The following is a 16550-nucleotide window of genomic DNA, read 5'->3' on the forward strand; positions in this document are numbered from 1 at the left end:
CAAAATTTAAGATTCAAAGATAGATGTTTTGCGCTTATCATGCAGAAATGATTGATTTAGGAATTGAATGCAGTTCTATCCGTTTCGCTATTTAGACAGAATAAAAATAGCAAGTTTGCCCAAAATTTGATAATATTGTCGTTCGTTTTAAAAAGAGAGATATGGGATGCAGTGGATGCAACACAAATAATGACCTTGACAGACCAGCCATGCTTGGCGTTTATGATTGGCTCGACGATATACCTGATACAACAAACGAATCGAACATTGTCGAAATACGGTTCAAAGGAACCCGGAAAGAGTTCTTTCTGAATGAAGAAGGTATTCATCTGAAACGTGACGAGTTAGTCGTTGTTTCCTGTTCACCAGGACATGATGTTGGAGCCGTTTCGCTTACAGGGAAGCTGGCCGAACTTCAGTTTAAACGGAAAGTAAAAAAACCGGAACGCTACGAATGGAATAAGATTTACCGTAAAGCGACCCCAACCGATGTAATTAAATGGGAAGAAGCCAAAGCCCGCGAAAACAAAGTGATGATTCGTGCCCGTCAATTGGCCAACGAACTGAAGTTGAACATGAAGATTGGCGATGTGGAGTTTCGTGGCGATAACAACAAAGCTATTTTCTATTACATTGCCGACGACCGTGTCGATTTCCGGGAGTTGATTAAACTGTACGCCAGAGAATTTGCCATCAAAATAGAGATGAAGCAAATTGGCGCCCGTCAGGAAGCTGGCCGGATTGGCGGAATTGGTTCATGCGGACGTGCTTTGTGCTGCTCAACCTGGAGAACCGACTTTTCGAGTGTAACTTCGGATGCAGCCATCAAACAGGGATTGTCGCCCAATGCCGAAAAAATGGCAGGTCGATGCGGCAAATTGAAATGCTGCCTGACCTACGAACTCGATCATTACCTCGAAGCTCTGGAAGATTTTCCGCACGAATTATTGGCTATTGAAACCGACAAAGGATTGGCACGCCACTTCAAAACCGATATTCTTCAGAAAAAAGTTTGGTACAGCTACTCACAATCTGATGGAGGCCGGGTTTTTGTGCTCGATCTGGAAGATGTCAAAAAATTCCTGAACATGAACAAGCGTGGCCAAAAGCCATCGTTCGAAGGATACAACGAGCCTGAAGCCAAGAAGGAAAATATGATGAATGTTGGCGAATTGGATCAGAAGTATTTCGACAAACCGGTAGTAAAGAAAAACCGCAACAACCGAAACCGGAGACCAAACCGACCTCCGGAAGGAAAAGTTCAGGAAGTCAGGGCTCAGGAGAACAAACCCCAGGGAAATAGGCCAGTGGTGAATAAAGCCAGTGAGAACAGAACAAGCGAGAACAAGCCGAATGAAAATCGCCAACATCGGAACAGGCCAAGACCGAACCGCAATCGGCCGCAGGTAAACAAAGGCCCAAGACCTGATAATACAGCACCAAAGGAGTAAAAAAATAGAAGCATTTTAGTGATCGGGTGACTTAAAGTCACCCGATCACTAATTTCAACCCACCATCAACAATTCAATTCCACGTTTCTTCGACCACTGATCGAGAACATCCTGCGATTCGGCAAAAGCCAGTAAATAACCACCACCGCCCGACCCCAGCAATTTGATGTACACTTTCTCGCAGTGTGCGAAGGAAATTACCCGATGAAAACCAGCGGGAATCATCTCGTGAAAATGATAGACCTGAAACTTGACCAATTGCGCTAAGTAAGAGAAGAATTTCTCCATATCCCCACTAAGTAACGACTCAATACAGCCATTATTCGCCGGCATAAACTGCTGTTGGAAAGCCAGTTCAAATTCCGGCAAGTTAAAAAGATCGATAAAATGCTGAACCAAAGGGCCTGTTGCTCCGGTAGTTTTGGTATCGATTAAAGCCATTGCCAATCCGGATTTGCCCATGTCAAATTCAATCGGACAAATTTGCTTTTTCGAGTCGATTAAAATGGGTTTATTCAGAAACGAAATCAACGGATCAAGACCTGAGCTTTTCCCATGAAAATAGCTTTCAAGTATCGAAAAATCAGCTTTTAAGATTTCAGGAGCGAGTTCCTCTTTCGGAACAGAATTTACTGCATAACGGCTAAAAAGTGCCGCCACCAATGCTCCTGAGCTGCCAAGTCCATATTGCTGTGGAATGTTTGAATGAAAGAACAGTCCCTGATCAAGATCACTTTCAAACCTGTCCAGATCGAACGGATAATTCAACGGATGAGCAGTATCTAACGATTTCAGATACTCGTAAAATTTCCTGATTTCAGTAACGCTTTCCAAATGAGTCTGATCCAAGTCAAAATCCAGATAACCTGAAAACTTTGGAAACGGAACTGACAGAGCCATCGCATCGTAAATCAGTCCGTATTCGCCAAACAGAAGAAATTTTGAGTTAAATGCAGTTCCAAATTCCATATTTCATATTTTGTTGCGGGTTACGAGATACGCGTTACGGGTTTTTCCCAACTCGTAACACGAAACCCGTAACTCGTATCAGTTATTTAATCTTTCCGGTCTTGTGCCAATCCGGTCATCAATCCACTTTCCGTTCTCGCAGAAAGCCAACAATTCGCTTTCAATGAAAGCCTTCACCTCTGGCTCATTCTCCTGAAAATAAAGTAAATGAATGTTTGGCCCGGCATCGATGGTAAAACAAACCGGGATCTGCGATTTTTCGCGAAAGCGCCGAATCCTGTTGATCAGTTCCAGACTGTTTGGTTTTAGCAACAAAAACGACGGGTTTGAAGTCATCATCATCGCATGCAAACTCAGCGCCTCGTTTTCAACCACGGCAATGAATTTTTCCAGATCGCCGGTGAGCAAAGCCAGATAAAGTTCATTGATGTTTTGGTGCGCCTGTGCAATGCGCGAACGCTGATAGTGGTGGTCGTCCATCAACCGGTGGCCAACCGAACTGGAAACTTCCTTCGTTCCCGAATCAACCATCAGGATGGCATCCCGAAGACCTGAAAATACCGGATGAACGCCATCCAATAACGGGATTGCATGGTAGTCGCTGCTTGACTCAAACAATTGAGTTTCTCCCCATATCGAAAAGCCCGGATACACCGAGCGGCAAGCGCTTCCGCTACCCATGCGCGCCAGTTCCGAAGCCTTTTGCCAAAACTCAAAACTGTCCGTTTCCCTTCCTGAATGCATAAAATCCAACTCGGTTAAACACAAAGCCATCGCCCCAAACGATGAAGCCGACGAAGCAATTCCGGCCGAATGCGGAAAACTATTGTGACTGTGAATCCTAAAATTGTATTTATTTATCCACGTAAACTGACTGGAAACGTGATTTAGGTAGTTTTCAATACGTTCGCCAAACGGGCTTTCCACTCCTTCAAAATAGTACGCCACCTTTTTGTCTCCATCTTTATGCAATTCCACCGATGTTTCGGTAAAAGCATTGCGAAGCACAAAACTCAGCGACGGGTTCATCGGTTTCTGGAAATCGCGTTTGCCCCAGTATTTCACCAAAGCAATATTCGACGGGCATCGCCACCCACTCCGATGAATATGTTTTGTATTTCCTGTCATCTTTTCAAAATCAAATCACCCCATTTAAACACTGTCTTCAATCCTTTGTTTTCAAAGTATTGTCTTACCCCTGAAAAAGGCAAAGAGGTTGAAGCCAGAAAAAAATCACCACCCCAAGCCCCGAGCGATTTAATTTCACCTTTAAAATCAGCGAAGAACTCGGGTTTAATTGGTAATCGCCCTGTTACATCGCTAATTAGCTTTTCGTGTTGCCGAATCAAAAGGTTAAATTCATCCTGATCATCGCACCGGGAAAATTCACCTGCCAATGCCGATCCTTCTTCAATCTGCTGAGCCGAAACTTTTCTCTCCTTTAAGAAATCACTGACCGCTGTTGCCGTTTTCTTCTTTATTCCGGAATACACCAGAAACAATTGATCAGAAAACGGATAATTCAACGAAATAGTCTCAACCGGTTTACTGCGCGTGTAAAAAATCGGTCCGTCAGCTGTGGCGCAGGCAATATCGAAACCTGAACCTTTAAAAACCAAGTCGTTCAAGACAAAAGGGTCAACTCCCGTCCATTGCGAAAGCAAACTAATCAGCGTGCTGCTGCTGCCAAAACCCCACTCAGGATTAGATTCCAGTATGGTTTCGAAATTTGTTCCAGATTTTGGTGCAAATTCAGGATTCAGGCTTTTTATCGTTTTAAAAATCTGGCTGAGCGATTCGGCCTTCTCCGGATGACTCGTACTTATAACCGAAAAATCATTTGGGTTCAATTCGCATGAAAACCAAGCCCTTCCATCGTAAAGAGCCAGCCATACAAGAGATTTAGGCGTATTCGTTTCAGAAACAGTCAACTGCTGACCAACGTTCAATGGTAGCGCAATTGCCTTCGCCCCGTGAAGAACCAAATATTCACCGGTTAAAAGCAATTTGCCATTGGCGTGATATGTAGAAAGAATAGACAATAGATACCAGATTTTAGAACAAAGATTGGGCACGAAGGCACAAAGAAATATTTCAACTTTGTGCCTTCGTGGCTGAATTACTTTTGCAAGTAAGCTTCAACTGCCGAAAACGACACAGTTTTATCCTGAAAATAGAGTTGTATTTCAGCCCGACTTTCTTCAGGAATATTTAGTTGGTTCATGATATTACTCAAATGCATTTTCATGTGGCCTTGCTGAATTCCAACTGAAACCAGCGCTTTGACTGCACCAAAGTTGGATGCTAACCCGGCTACAGCCAGATACATCATTAATTCCGAAGCAGAAGGGTTATCCAAAATCTGCATCGCGAGTTTTGCCAGCGGATGAACCGCAGTTACACCACCAACCACGCCAACAGCCAAAGCCAGTTCAATGCTAAAGCGGAATTTTCCATCCTGAATTTGCACATCGGTTAACCCTGAATAATTACCATTTCTTGCAGCAAAAGCATGGCCACAAGCCTCAATGGCACGAAAATCGTTTCCGGTTGCTACCGTAAGCGCATCGATACCGTTGAAAATCCCTTTGTTGTGGGTTACAGCCCGCGAAACATCGAACTGTGAAATTCGAATCGCCTGCTCAAACTTCCGGGCGAACTGATGGCATTCCACTTCTGTTTTTCCATCGAGCAAATCAGCAACCGAACATTCTACCCAAGCTCGCACCCGACTTTCAGGCGTATAGTTCGATAAAATTGCCATGATGATTTCGCATTCGCGTTGGCTGGTCGATACCTTTTCGCTGGTCAGAAAATAATCCTGAAGGCTTTTGCCAAACTGCTCCAGACACGAGTTGATGAAGTTTGCTCCCATGGCATCACAGGTTTCAAAACCAGCATCCAACTGATAATAATTCGGCAAAATATGTGGCAACAATTTCAGTTCAATCCCGGTAATTCCACCGCCGCGCTCTTCCATCTTTGTCGTCAGGAAAGCACTTTCGGTCAGTAATTTTGATCGGATTTCAGGAAAAAGTGATTGTAAATACTCCGGATTTCCATTCCATGTAAAATGAACCTGCCCTTTTTTTTCAGTACCCAAAACTTCAGCATGAAAACCTCCGCGCTTTGCCCAAAAGCCAGCTGCATTTGCCAAAGCAGCAACCACCGAACTTTCTTCGGAAACCAAAGGGAAAAACAGGTTTTTGCCATTCACCACAAAGTTTGGGACAACGGAAAACGGAAAAGGAAAACAGGAAATGGGATTCTCACTGAGCTCGTCAATAACTTTTTGAACCGATTGATCAGAAACTTCACAGGACTTTAACCAGTGCTGAAAATCTGAATCAAAGCCGTATTTCTGAATCAGCGCATCAATGCGCTCTTGTTTATTGTACTTCGAAAACCCTTGTATGATGGAGTTATCCATGATAATCGGGATTAATTTTCAAATATGCTTTCGCCAGGCTCAGTACTTGAATTTGATTTTGGAGAAAGTTTTGGAGCGATTCGTAATTTTCTGATGCGTGTTTTAAAACGGCAGATGCCATGCCAAACACGGCTGGAAGCTGGCTTTTGGAAGTGAGGTAATAGCCATCCAAAGCATTTTGGATACCTCCGGAAATAATCAATTGCCGGCAAGCTGGATTTGGATTTTCCTTCAGGATTTGGTTGACCGAATCGACCATTTGGCTCGCCGACTGACCCACAAATGCAAACGGCAAGCTGGCGTCCAGCTTTTGCTGATCGTCGCGCAACATTTCCAGTTTTGAAAAATTGGTTCCTCCGTAAGCGCCAAATTCAATGGCTTCAATCGGCAAAGCAAGCAATTCGCGCAAGCTTTCAGGGCCAAAACCCTGCCCAACTTCCTTCACGATTACCTTCAGCGAAATCTGATCCAACAGTTGCTGAATGGTCTGCAAAGGCGATTGTTTCAGGCGGTTTCCTTCGGGCTGGAACCATTCCTGTAGTGGATTGACATGAACAATCAACCCATCGGCCCGCAATTCGCCAACCAAATCAATAATGGCTTGAATATTTTTGGAAGCAAGTAATTCTTCGACCTGCGCCACACCCAGATTGGCCCAAAATGGCTGGTCTCCGATTTCATTTCGAAAATCAAAGTCGGCCCAATCGTTTTTGTTGAACAGGATTTTGCGGCACGATCCCAATCCCATTCCCATTCCAAATTCGCGACAGGCACGGGCAATATTTCCGTTGATCGATCGGGCAACGCCCGTTCCGCCCGTCATGCTCGAAACCCAGATGGGAGCCTGCAACTTTTTCCCAAGAAAATCGATGCTCAAGTCCGTATTTTCAGGATGGGCAGCCAGTAAAGGTTCGTAATTGAAACGAAGATCCTGCTCCGAAAGTTTGGTCTGCGATTCGAGTGCCAGTTGAATGTGTTCGAGTTTGCGGTCGGAAGCCATTAAAAATGATGAATTATGAATGATGAATTATGAATGCCAAAACTTTTTGCAAATTACGGAATTTCCGGTTAGCATTATAGCACTTTAGGCACTCCAAACTTTAGCTCACTCCAATCTTTTTACTCTTTCAGGATATTCCGTGAAATCACCATACGCAGAATTTCGGACGTTCCTTCACCAATTTGCAGCAAGCGCTGGTCTCGGTAGAAACGTTCGATTGGCCATTCGCGGTTCTTGAATAAACCGGCTCCGCCTAAAATTTGCACCGCTTCGTCGGCTATTTCACGGGCAATTTCGGCACAATACAGTTTGGCCATTGCCGCCTGTTGTCCAAACGAATGGCCGTTATCTTTCAGCCAACAGGCATTGTATAAACTATTTCGGGCATTCTCAATTTTCAAAGCCATATCGGCCAATTTGAATGCAATGACCTGAAATTCGCTCAACGATTTGCCGAATTGTTTCCGCTGTTTGGCGTAAGCTTTGGCCATTTCGTAAGCTCCCTGTGCCAATCCAAGTCCAATGGCAGCGATCGACAAGCGACCTGAATCCAGCGTTTTCAGCATAATTTTAAAGCCATAGCCACGTTCGCCCAACTGATTTTTAACCGGTACACGGCAATTGTTAAAATAGAGCATACCGTTATCGGCAGCCCGCCACACCAACTTACTTTTCATGGTTTCGCGGATAAAACCTTCGCGCTCCTTTTCGATCAGGATAGCAGTGAATTCTTTACGACCATCATTTTCTCCGGTAAGAGCCAGAGTAGTCATGCCAGCCGAAATCTCAGAAGTTCCGTTGGTAATGTACTTTTTCGATCCGTTCACAATAAACTCATTCCCTGAAATTTGAGCGGTGGTTTCAACACCTTGCGCATCCGAACCCGCGTTCTCTTCGGTCAAGCCAAAAGCCCAGAGTTTTTCGCCGGTACAAAATGCCGGAAGGAAGGTTTCCTTCTGTTCCTGCGTGCCAAACTCAACAATCGGCCCAACGCCAAGCGAGTTGTGCGCCGCAAGCGTTGCAGCCATCGAACTGTCGACACGAGCCATCTCTTCAATAGCAATGACATACGAAAGGTAATCACTTCCCAACCCGCCAAATTCCACTGGAGCAGTCATTCCCAACACGCCAATTTTGCCCATTTCGCGAACCAATTCGATCGGGAAAATCTCTTTTTCATCAAAATCATCGATCACCGGCTTGATAATCGCTTCTGCGAACAGCCTGACTTTCGCCCTGATCAGGTGATGTTTTTCTTGTAATAATGCATTCATATTTTAAGTTCCAAATTTCGGCTTCGACAGGCTCAGCCACCGTCTCTATTTTGAACTGAATACCTGTTATTTAATTTGTCTGATCACTGAGACTGCAAACTAATCTCTTCCAACTCCACCAACAATTGCTTTTCAACCACGGCATTTCCTTCCTTCACAAAAATCTTTTTCACTCGTGCATCTACCTGACAAAGCACATGAATTTCGGTCTTCATCGACTCCAAAGTCAGCAAAATCTGTCCGGCGCGCACCACATCGCCCTCTCTTGTATTTAATTTCAATACCTTCCCAAACAAATCGGCGCAAATAAGGTTCTGAAAAATCTTTTGTTCAAGTTCATTTTTACGCATCGACAAAACCTGGTTTCGCAGCAAATTACTTCGTAATGTAAATGCAAATCCTCCGGAAATAATCTTCGTATGCTTCTCATCTTCCTGAAAACAAAAAGATTTAAGCTCATGATTGATCAGCAATTCAAGTAAATTTTCATTCATCAGAACCACTTTCGTTAAATATTCTTCCTGATTTATCCTGAAAATCTGACGCTCAGGATTAAAACTGATCGTACATTCGTATTTTTCATCATCCACATAAACCACAACCCAAGGCATCATTCGCCAGAAGCCGATCTGATTCCAAACCGACTTCACTGAGTTTTCATCCTGCTTAAAATGAAAAACAAGATAAGCGATAACTAATTTATGCTTGTTTAACTGCTGTCTTTTCTCCTGAAGCCCGGAATTAATCAAATCCAAATTTTCATCTACATATCGGGTGTAAATTTTGTTTTCCTGAACAACTACACTTTCAACCAATCCGGATAAAAACGAAAGGTTGGTGTGAACTCCTGAAATGTAGGTTTGCGATAGAACCTTGTTCATTTGGGCAATCGCTTTTGTACGGGTTTCGCCCCAAACAATCAATTTTGCAAGTAAAGAATCATAGTTTGATGAAATGATTATTCCTCTCTCAACAAAGGTTTCTTTCCTCAAATTTACCATCTCCGGAATTTGCCACAGTACCAGTTTTCCTGCTGAAGGATTAAAATTATTTCCGGCATCTTCGGCACACAAACGGGCCTCGATAGCATGACCGGAAATCTGAATATCTTCTTGTTTTAGTGACAGTTCATTTCCCAAAGCAACCTGTAATTGCAACGAAACCAAATCCGTATTGGTAATCATTTCGGTAACCGGATGCTCCACCTGAATGCGGGTATTCATTTCCAGAAAGTAGAATTTTCCACTTTCATCTAACAAAAATTCGATGGTTCCGGCGTTGCGGTAACTCATTGATCGGGCAATTTCTACTGCTGCCGAAGTCAGTTCTTCCCTTAGTTTTTCATCAACCGAAGGTGATGGCGCTTCTTCAATAATCTTCTGAAAGCGGCGCTGCACCGAACATTCGCGCTCAAAAAAGTGCAATACTTTTCCATGGTTATCAGCCATCAGTTGCACTTCGATGTGCCGTGCACGCGGTAAATATTTTTCAACAAACAGCTCTCCATTTCCGAAGTAACTGTGGGCTTGTCGTTCGGCTTTTTCAAGAGCCGGAGGTAATTCTTCAACTGAATTGCAAATTACCATACCTTTTCCGCCTCCTCCCCCTGACGCTTTTACCATCACCGGAAAATCCATTTCCGAAGTATATTTCAGAATCTCAGTTGTTGTTCCCCTGAACGATTTCAGGATCGGAAGTCCAAGCGATTCGACATAAGCGAGCGCACGGTTCTTTTCGCCCATCAGGCGAATATTTTCAGGAGTTGGGCCTATAAAAACTAATCCGGCATCAGCAACTTTTTGAGCAAACACAGCATTTTCAGACAAAAACCCATAGCCCGGATGAATGGCCTCAACTTTTAGGTCCAGGGCAGTCTGAATAATTTTATCCTGATTCAGGTAAGTTTCAGCAAGTGTCACTCCTGGAAGCAAAATCGCCTCATTGGCCAGCGAAACGTGCAAAGAATCTGCATCATCAGCCGCATAAACAGCCACCGAACGAATGCCGTTCTTTTGCGCCGCACGAATAATCCGGACAGCAATTTCTCCTCGATTAGCTATGAGTATTTTTTCGAATTGCTTCATCCTTAAAACTGATTACTGAGACAATCTACTTTCCCCATTCCGGTTTCCTTTTGTCAAAAAATGCATGAATTCCTTCCTGACCATCAGGAGATAAAAGAGCCTTGGCCAAAATTGTGGAAGTGGCTTTGGTATCAGTAACATCAATACTTCCGGAAACCACATCATTAATCAATTGTTTGGCCCTTTTCACTGCAGACGGTGATGCAGATTTAAACGAAGCAATTAATGCTGACAGTTCGCTTTCAAAGTTTTCTTCGCTATAGATTTCGTCAACCAGACCAATCCGGTGAGCTTCATTTACAACAAACAGGTTTCCCGTTAATATCCATTTCCGGAGATTTTGAACAGACAAACGGTTCGCAACAAACGGCAAAATCGTGGCGGGTAGAAGACCAAGTTTCACTTCGCTAAACATGAAACGGGTATTTGCTTCGGCCAAAACAAAATCGCAGGCTGCCATTAATCCTATTCCGCCTCCAAATACGTTTCCGCGAACTGCTGCGATGGTAATCTGAGGTAATTGAAAAAGTCGGAGCAGTAAATCGGCCAGATGCTTGTATTGCTCAATACTTTGTTCAATCGAGTGTTCTTCCGAACTATAAAACCAATTCAGGTCAGCACCGGCACAAAACGAACGGCCATTTCCGGAGAGCACTACAAAAAGTACTTCATTCATTCCCGAGATCTCTTCCAAAGCCTGATCCAGCTCGTCAATCATTTCTAAAATCAGGGCATTGTGTCGTTCAGGACGATTTAGATTAATCCCAATTACTTGTCCTTTATGCTGAATTTCGATATATCGATAGTCGTTTTTCACCTTTTTATTTATTCGTATTTGTCCTTAAATCTTTTTTTAGCTATCATGTCCGTCACATAAATGTGACGGCAAAGGATAATGCTCCGAAATGTGATCTCAACTCGAAACACGCAACCCGGAATCCGGAACTCGCTTCACATCCTGAAAACCCCGTATCCCGGTTCTCCAAACGGACGATTAAGCGAAACTGATATAGCCATAGCCAAAACTTTTCGCGTATCGGCCGGATCGATAATTCCATCATCCCACAAACGCGACGAACTATAATAGGCTGAACTTTCTTCGTTAAACTGTTCAAGTAAATTATCTCCAGATCCGTTACTACCGATGCTTTTCAGGACTCCTGAAGCCTGCTCGCCGCCCATCACAGAAATGCGCGAATGTGGCCACATAAACAAAAAATGTGGATCGAAAGCCCGACCAGCCATGGCGTAATTTCCAGCGCCAAAAGAGCCGCCAATCACCACCGTAAATTTTGGAACTGCGGCATTGGCAACTGCATTGATCAGTTTTGCCCCATCGCGAGCAATGCCACCATGTTCATATTTTTTACCAACGACAAAGCCGGTAATGTTTTGCAGAAAAAGCAACGGAATTTTACGCTGCACACACAACTGAATAAAATGAGCGCCTTTCAGCGAACTTTCTGAAGTCAGGAAACTGTTGTTGGCGATAATTCCGATTGGGAAACCCCATATTCGGGCAAATCCAGTTACCAGTGTTTTTCCGTAGTTCGCTTTAAATTCCTGAAACTCGCTTCCATCGACCAATCTGCTAATGATTGCATGTGTGTTGATTGGCTTTTTCAAATCTGCTGGTAGCAAACCATACAATTCTTCAGAAGGATAAAGCGGTTCTTTTTCTTTTTGAATTTCTATCTTTTGTTTCTCCTGAACAGGTAATCCAGCCACAATATCGCGGCAAATTCGCAAAGCATCCAGATCATCTTCAGCCATGTGATCGGCCACACCCGAGATGGTAGTATGCACCTCGGCACCACCCAATTCTTCCGGTGTAACTTCTTCGCCAGTAGCAGCCAATACCAGTGGTGGCCCGCCAATAAAAATGGTTCCCTGGTTGCGCACCATGATGGTTTCGTCGCTCATCGCCGGAACGTAAGCGCCGCCAGCAGTACATGAACCCATCACCACCGAAATCTGCGGAATTCCTTCGGCCGACATGCGTGCCTGATTGTAAAATACCCGGCCAAAATCGAACCGGTCTGGAAAAACATGAGCCTGTTCAGGCAGATAAATTCCGCCCGAATCGACCAGATAAATGCAAATGAGTTTATTTTGACGGGCAATTTCCTGTGCCCGAACGTGTTTTTTGATGGTTTCGCGGATGTAAGTTCCACCTTTTACAGTGGCGTCATTGGCAATAATCAGGCACTCGCGCCCCTTAACAATGCCGATTCCGCTAACAATTCCAGCCGATGGAAAAGCATTTTCGTATTGATTGTAGGCTGCAAACGATGAAAGTTCGAGAAACGGAGTATTCTGATCGACCAACAAATTGATGCGTTCGCGAGCTAGCAGTTTTCCCCGGGAGCGATGTTTTTCAACCGCGGCTTCGCCTCCATGCGAACTGACTAAAGCCAACTCATCACGAAAAATTTTCAGTATTTCCGAATAATTCCTGAAATTCTCCTGAAATTCGGGAGAAGAAGTTCGTACATCGCTTTGTTTAATTTTTGTGGTCATTTGATTAAACAGAATTGTTTCAATCCATAGACAAAAAAACTAATCGTTTAGTTCACCAAACAAGTACATATTTTCTCCCGTCCCCCTGATTTCGGTTAGCAGAATGGAGTGAACCGTATTTTTTTGTACCCCGCTCGACTTAAAACGAACCGGAATGTAATGTTGTCCATACCCATTGGCGATGCCCTGAGTTATCTTCTCGACCAAAACTTGCTGCGTTTTCCCAATGAATGAAGTCAAATATTGCTTTTTATTTTCTTCGGAAAGTTCCCTGATTTTAGCCGATCGTTCGGTCTTAATTTTCTCTGGAATATGATTCTCCAATCGTTCGGCACGTGTTCCTCGGCGAACTGAATATTTGAAAGTGTGTACATGGCTGAAATTGAACTCGTGCACTGCATCCAATGTCTCCTTAAATTCCTCCTCCGTTTCACCCGGAAAGCCCACGATAATGTCGGTAGTGAAATTAAAATCAGGATAAACTGACCGGAAACGATTCACTGTTTTACGGAATTGCTCCACGTCATACATGCGACGCATCCTCAGCAACGTTTTGTCGGAACCGCTTTGTAAGCACAAATGCAGGTGCGGCATCAGTTTCGGATGCTTAAACAAGTCAACAAAACGGTCGCCAAAACCATCGGGTTCGAGCGACGAGATGCGCACCCGGAAATCTCCCGGGACTTCAAGAACCTGAGCCAGTAGATCTTCAAACCGTGCTTCTCCGTCTTCATACCGGCCGATATTTACACCGGTAATTACAATTTCTTTAAATCCGTTTTCGATGGTTTTGCGCACACTCTCCAGAACTTCAGAAACGGGTCTCGAAACGGCACGACCACGTACCATGGGAATGATGCAAAACGTACAGAAATTATCGCATCCATCCTGAATTTTCACGGCACTGCGTGTATGCAGACTTTTCTGAACCGGCTCGTAACGAAAAACATCCTGTGGTAACTGATTTGGATGCAAAATTTCTCCTGAAAAATGAGCATCAACCAATGAAAGAATCGAACTTTTGCGATTGTTCTCCACCACAAAAGTAATGTTGTCCTGAGATTCGAGCTTTTCCTTGAAATTATTGGCCATACAGCCGGTCACTACTACCACGGCATTGCTGTTGGCGCGGGCGGCCTGACTAATCGTTGTTCGTGATTTTTGGTCGCTTTGATTGGTTACCGTGCAGGTATTGACCACCACCACATCAGGCGATTCATCAAAATTAACGAGTTGGTAACCAGCCTTGTCGAAATCGGTGACCAAAGCATCGGTTTCGTATTGATTGAGCCGACAGCCAAGGGTTTTAAAAGCGACTTTTTTAGTATTCGTTAGATTCACTATCTTATTTTCTGGATTTACATAGCGGCGCATACAGCATTCTCAATTCAAATCTGATTCCTGGATGCGCCTTGTTTTTTGTTGTTTCATATCCGTCGCATAAATGTGACGGCAAAGGATATTATCGCGTTGATTCACTGATTACTGTGACTGAACACTTCCTGAAGTTCGCCACTCATCGAAAAATCGGCAGCCGAAGTGATTTTCACATCAACGATTTTCCCCATCAGCGAGTTGTTTTGACAATCAAGACGTACAATCAGCTTGCCTTCATTCAAACCGGTTGAGAAGCCCGTCTTTCGGTCGGTTCCATTAATCAGGACACGCATCGTTTTGCCTATCAAGGTTTCGTTGTAGGCTCTCGAATGTCCTTTCAAAATTTCGGAAAGCCGGTGAAGCCGATCTTTTTTGTCGTCCGAAGAAACTTCGTTTTCCCAACGGTAACTGGCAGCTCCCGGTCGCGGTGAATACATGGCAATGTAGGCCATGTTAAACTGAAATTCATTCATTGCTGCCGCGGTGTTCTGAAACTCAGCTTCTCCTTCGCTAGAAAAACCAACAATGATGTCGGTAAACAAAGTAGCCTGTGGAATCAGTTCGCGAATATCGGCCACAATGTGGCGATATTTGTCCATCGAATGGCGGCGGTTCATCTTAATCAGTACACGCTCATCGCCGCTTTGCATGGGCAAATGAATTTGTTTGGCCAGACAATCATATGCAGCAATCACTTCAATCACTTCGCGGTTCATGTCCTGCGGATGCGGCGAAGTGAAATACACCCAGAATTCTTCTCCGGAAGCTTTTCCATATTCGCCAATCTGCCGGAGTAATTCAGCAAAATTAATTTCTTCGCCGTTTTTGTCCAGTCCATACGAATTCACATTTTGCCCCAACAGGGTAATCGATTTGTAACCCTGATTAACCAGATGGCGCACCTCATCTATAATTTCTCCGGAAGGGCGCGAAACTTCACGGCCACGGGTATAAGGAACAGCGCAGAAGGTGCAGAATTTATCGCAACCATTCTGGATTGGGACAAAGGCTTCGTAAGTCGACTGGTATTTGGGTTTGATGTGCCACATTTCCGCAATGTGTTCGTTTTTGGGCATGGTAGGTTGTGGAGTTCTCAAGCCGGCTGGCGTCACCACTCCATATTCACGAATCATTTCGGGCAATTGAGCCAATTCGCTCATCTGGAAAATCAAGTCGAACGATTTCAGGAATTTCTCTTTATCGGCAGGCAAAATGCATCCGGAGACAAAAGTGACCACATTGCGTTTGTTTTTCCATTTGTTCCATTGGGCAATTTTGTTGTAAACCTTATCGATGGGTTTTTGCCGCACCGAACAGGCTAACATTCCGAGCAGACTGGCTTCTTCCTCGTTTTCCGTACGTTCGTAACCCATGCTTTCGAGTACAGAACTCACGCGCTCGCTATCGGAAAGGTTCATCTGGCAACCCAATGTAATCAGGTGGTATTTCATTTTTTAATTTTATAGAACCACATAGTCAGATAGGTCACAATAGAAAATTTCCAAAAACCCAATTGAGAATTGATATTGAACCTGAGCTCAATAAAATCCTATGTGTTCTATGTGTCTATGTGGTTATTTCTTCGACTAAAAATATACTTCGCAGTGGATTTGGTCGCGTTCAAAGCCTTTGTCTTTCAGGATTTCGAGGGCATCGAAAATCATGTCGCTGTTGCCGCAAAGGTAAAAATGTGTTTCAGGAGAAAAAGTACAACCTTTCAGGTAACCGGTCAGTCGCCCGTGGTAAGTTCCTTTTTTATCGCGGCTGGAGCAAAGAATGTATCGGTCGGTGGCGTATTCGTTACGGTCGTATGCTTCTTCAGAATGCCGAACTCCATGAATCAAGGTGTAATCAATTTCAGGATATGTACGAACCATGCTGCGGAAGGGCGCAATACCTGTTCCACTTGCAATGAACACAAATTTTCCGGTTTCGGCATCTTTGGGTTCCATCCCAAATTTTCCGAATGGTCCGTGAATTTCGACCAGATCACCAACTTTCAGCTTCCGGAGTTTGGGTGTAAAATAACCATTCTGCACTTCTTTCACCAACACTTCAAGATTTTCGTCGTCGGCACCGCTGTAAATCGAATATTCGCGACTTTGGTAATCGCCGTGAATGCCCAGCGAAATATGCTGACCTGCCTTAAACGCAAAACGGGCTTTGGGCAGTTTCAGCGAAAATGTTTCATTGGTCAATTGTCTGACCTCTTCAACCTTATAAAAACTTTCGTCGATTTTTATCTCGTGTCTAATTAAATTCATCATGGCAATCAATTTTGGCTGCAAAGTTAATCAAATCTTTTATTTCAGACAATGAAGTCTTTTATTCGAAATTAAAAATAACATTTGGGATACTAACCAAAAATCCAACGTTTTGTTTGATCGATAAATTTTATGGGGAATTGATACTGGAAAGTCGACAAAAGCCTCGGGAAAAGCTCAA

At 43.9% G+C, this 16550-nt stretch carries 13 protein-coding genes; 1 reads left to right on the plus strand and 12 read right to left on the minus strand.

Annotation, left to right across the window (positions count from 1 at the left end; translation table 11 throughout):
* The first annotated feature begins 161 nt into the window (after positions 1-161).
* A complete protein-coding gene (locus AQPE_RS08655; protein WP_318350662.1) occupies positions 162-1451 on the plus strand; it encodes a PSP1 domain-containing protein in 1290 nt (429 codons plus the stop codon).
* Positions 1452-1505: 54 nt separating this feature from the next.
* On the opposite strand, the gene AQPE_RS08660 is transcribed toward AQPE_RS08655, so the two are convergent.
* From AQPE_RS08660 to AQPE_RS08715, 12 genes are all read right to left on the minus strand, one after another.
* On the minus strand, positions 1506-2420 hold the full coding sequence (locus AQPE_RS08660) for a mevalonate kinase family protein (protein ID WP_318350663.1): 915 nt from the start codon (positions 2418-2420) through the stop codon (positions 1506-1508).
* 78 nt (positions 2421-2498) lie between these two features.
* Positions 2499-3548 (minus strand): diphosphomevalonate/mevalonate 3,5-bisphosphate decarboxylase family protein, encoded by a 1050-nt coding sequence (locus AQPE_RS08665; RefSeq protein ID WP_318350664.1) that lies wholly within the window; start codon positions 3546-3548, stop codon positions 2499-2501.
* The gene (locus AQPE_RS08670; protein ID WP_318350665.1) at positions 3545-4462 is read right to left on the minus strand and encodes a GYDIA family GHMP kinase; all 918 of its coding nucleotides are present in this window, start codon (positions 4460-4462) and stop codon (positions 3545-3547) included. Before AQPE_RS08670 ends, AQPE_RS08665 begins: the two co-directional genes overlap by 4 nt.
* Positions 4463-4539: 77 nt before the next feature.
* The gene (locus AQPE_RS08675; RefSeq protein ID WP_318350666.1) at positions 4540-5850 is read right to left on the minus strand and encodes a hydroxymethylglutaryl-CoA reductase; all 1311 of its coding nucleotides are present in this window, start codon (positions 5848-5850) and stop codon (positions 4540-4542) included.
* Entirely contained in the window at positions 5843-6850 is a 1008-nt protein-coding gene (locus tag AQPE_RS08680; RefSeq protein WP_318350667.1) for a beta/alpha barrel domain-containing protein, read from the minus strand. The genes AQPE_RS08675 and AQPE_RS08680 overlap by 8 nt, the downstream gene beginning before the upstream one ends.
* 119 nt (positions 6851-6969) lie before the next feature.
* Positions 6970-8124, minus strand: a complete 1155-nt coding sequence (locus AQPE_RS08685; RefSeq protein WP_318350668.1) for an acyl-CoA dehydrogenase family protein — start codon at positions 8122-8124, stop codon at positions 6970-6972.
* 83 nt (positions 8125-8207) lie between these two features.
* Positions 8208-10208 carry an acetyl/propionyl/methylcrotonyl-CoA carboxylase subunit alpha gene (locus AQPE_RS08690; protein ID WP_318350669.1) on the minus strand — a complete coding sequence of 667 codons (2001 nt, stop codon included), beginning with the start codon at positions 10206-10208 and terminating at the stop codon, positions 8208-8210.
* A 25-nt stretch (positions 10209-10233) separates the two neighbouring features.
* A complete protein-coding gene (locus AQPE_RS08695; protein ID WP_318350670.1) occupies positions 10234-11025 on the minus strand; it encodes an enoyl-CoA hydratase-related protein in 792 nt (263 codons plus the stop codon).
* Positions 11026-11159: 134 nt separating this feature from the next.
* On the minus strand, positions 11160-12728 hold the full coding sequence (locus AQPE_RS08700) for a carboxyl transferase domain-containing protein (protein WP_318350671.1): 1569 nt from the start codon (positions 12726-12728) through the stop codon (positions 11160-11162).
* Between the two features lie 39 nt (positions 12729-12767).
* Positions 12768-14069 carry a tRNA (N(6)-L-threonylcarbamoyladenosine(37)-C(2))-methylthiotransferase MtaB gene (gene mtaB / locus AQPE_RS08705; protein WP_318350672.1) on the minus strand — a complete coding sequence of 434 codons (1302 nt, stop codon included), beginning with the start codon at positions 14067-14069 and terminating at the stop codon, positions 12768-12770.
* Between the two features lie 134 nt (positions 14070-14203).
* Positions 14204-15556, minus strand: coding sequence for a tRNA (N6-isopentenyl adenosine(37)-C2)-methylthiotransferase MiaB (gene miaB, locus AQPE_RS08710; RefSeq protein ID WP_318350673.1), 1353 nt, complete (start codon positions 15554-15556; stop codon positions 14204-14206).
* 135 nt (positions 15557-15691) lie between these two features.
* A complete protein-coding gene (locus AQPE_RS08715) occupies positions 15692-16372 on the minus strand; it encodes a ferredoxin--NADP reductase (protein ID WP_318350674.1) in 681 nt (226 codons plus the stop codon).
* Positions 16373-16550 lie beyond the last annotated feature (178 nt).

It is taken from the genome of Aquipluma nitroreducens (genome assembly GCF_009689585.1).
GTDB classification, from domain to species: Bacteria; Bacteroidota; Bacteroidia; order Bacteroidales; family Prolixibacteraceae; genus Aquipluma; species Aquipluma nitroreducens.

What these genes read in the sequence shown, in the direction of transcription:
- AQPE_RS08655 (WP_318350662.1), top strand. Translation starts at nt 162, where the DNA reads ATGGGATGCAGTGGATGCAACACAAATAATGACCTTGACAGACCAGCC.
- AQPE_RS08660 (WP_318350663.1), bottom strand. Translation starts at nt 2,420, where the DNA reads ATGGAATTTGGAACTGCATTTAACTCAAAATTTCTTCTGTTTGGCGAA.
- AQPE_RS08665 (WP_318350664.1), bottom strand. Translation starts at nt 3,548, where the DNA reads ATGACAGGAAATACAAAACATATTCATCGGAGTGGGTGGCGATGCCCG.
- AQPE_RS08675 (WP_318350666.1), bottom strand. Translation starts at nt 5,850, where the DNA reads ATGGATAACTCCATCATACAAGGGTTTTCGAAGTACAATAAACAAGAG.
- AQPE_RS08680 (WP_318350667.1), bottom strand. Translation starts at nt 6,850, where the DNA reads ATGGCTTCCGACCGCAAACTCGAACACATTCAACTGGCACTCGAATCG.
- AQPE_RS08685 (WP_318350668.1), bottom strand. Translation starts at nt 8,124, where the DNA reads ATGAATGCATTATTACAAGAAAAACATCACCTGATCAGGGCGAAAGTC.
- AQPE_RS08690 (WP_318350669.1), bottom strand. Translation starts at nt 10,208, where the DNA reads ATGAAGCAATTCGAAAAAATACTCATAGCTAATCGAGGAGAAATTGCT.
- AQPE_RS08700 (WP_318350671.1), bottom strand. Translation starts at nt 12,728, where the DNA reads ATGACCACAAAAATTAAACAAAGCGATGTACGAACTTCTTCTCCCGAA.
- miaB (WP_318350673.1), bottom strand. Translation starts at nt 15,556, where the DNA reads ATGAAATACCACCTGATTACATTGGGTTGCCAGATGAACCTTTCCGAT.
- AQPE_RS08715 (WP_318350674.1), bottom strand. Translation starts at nt 16,372, where the DNA reads ATGATGAATTTAATTAGACACGAGATAAAAATCGACGAAAGTTTTTAT.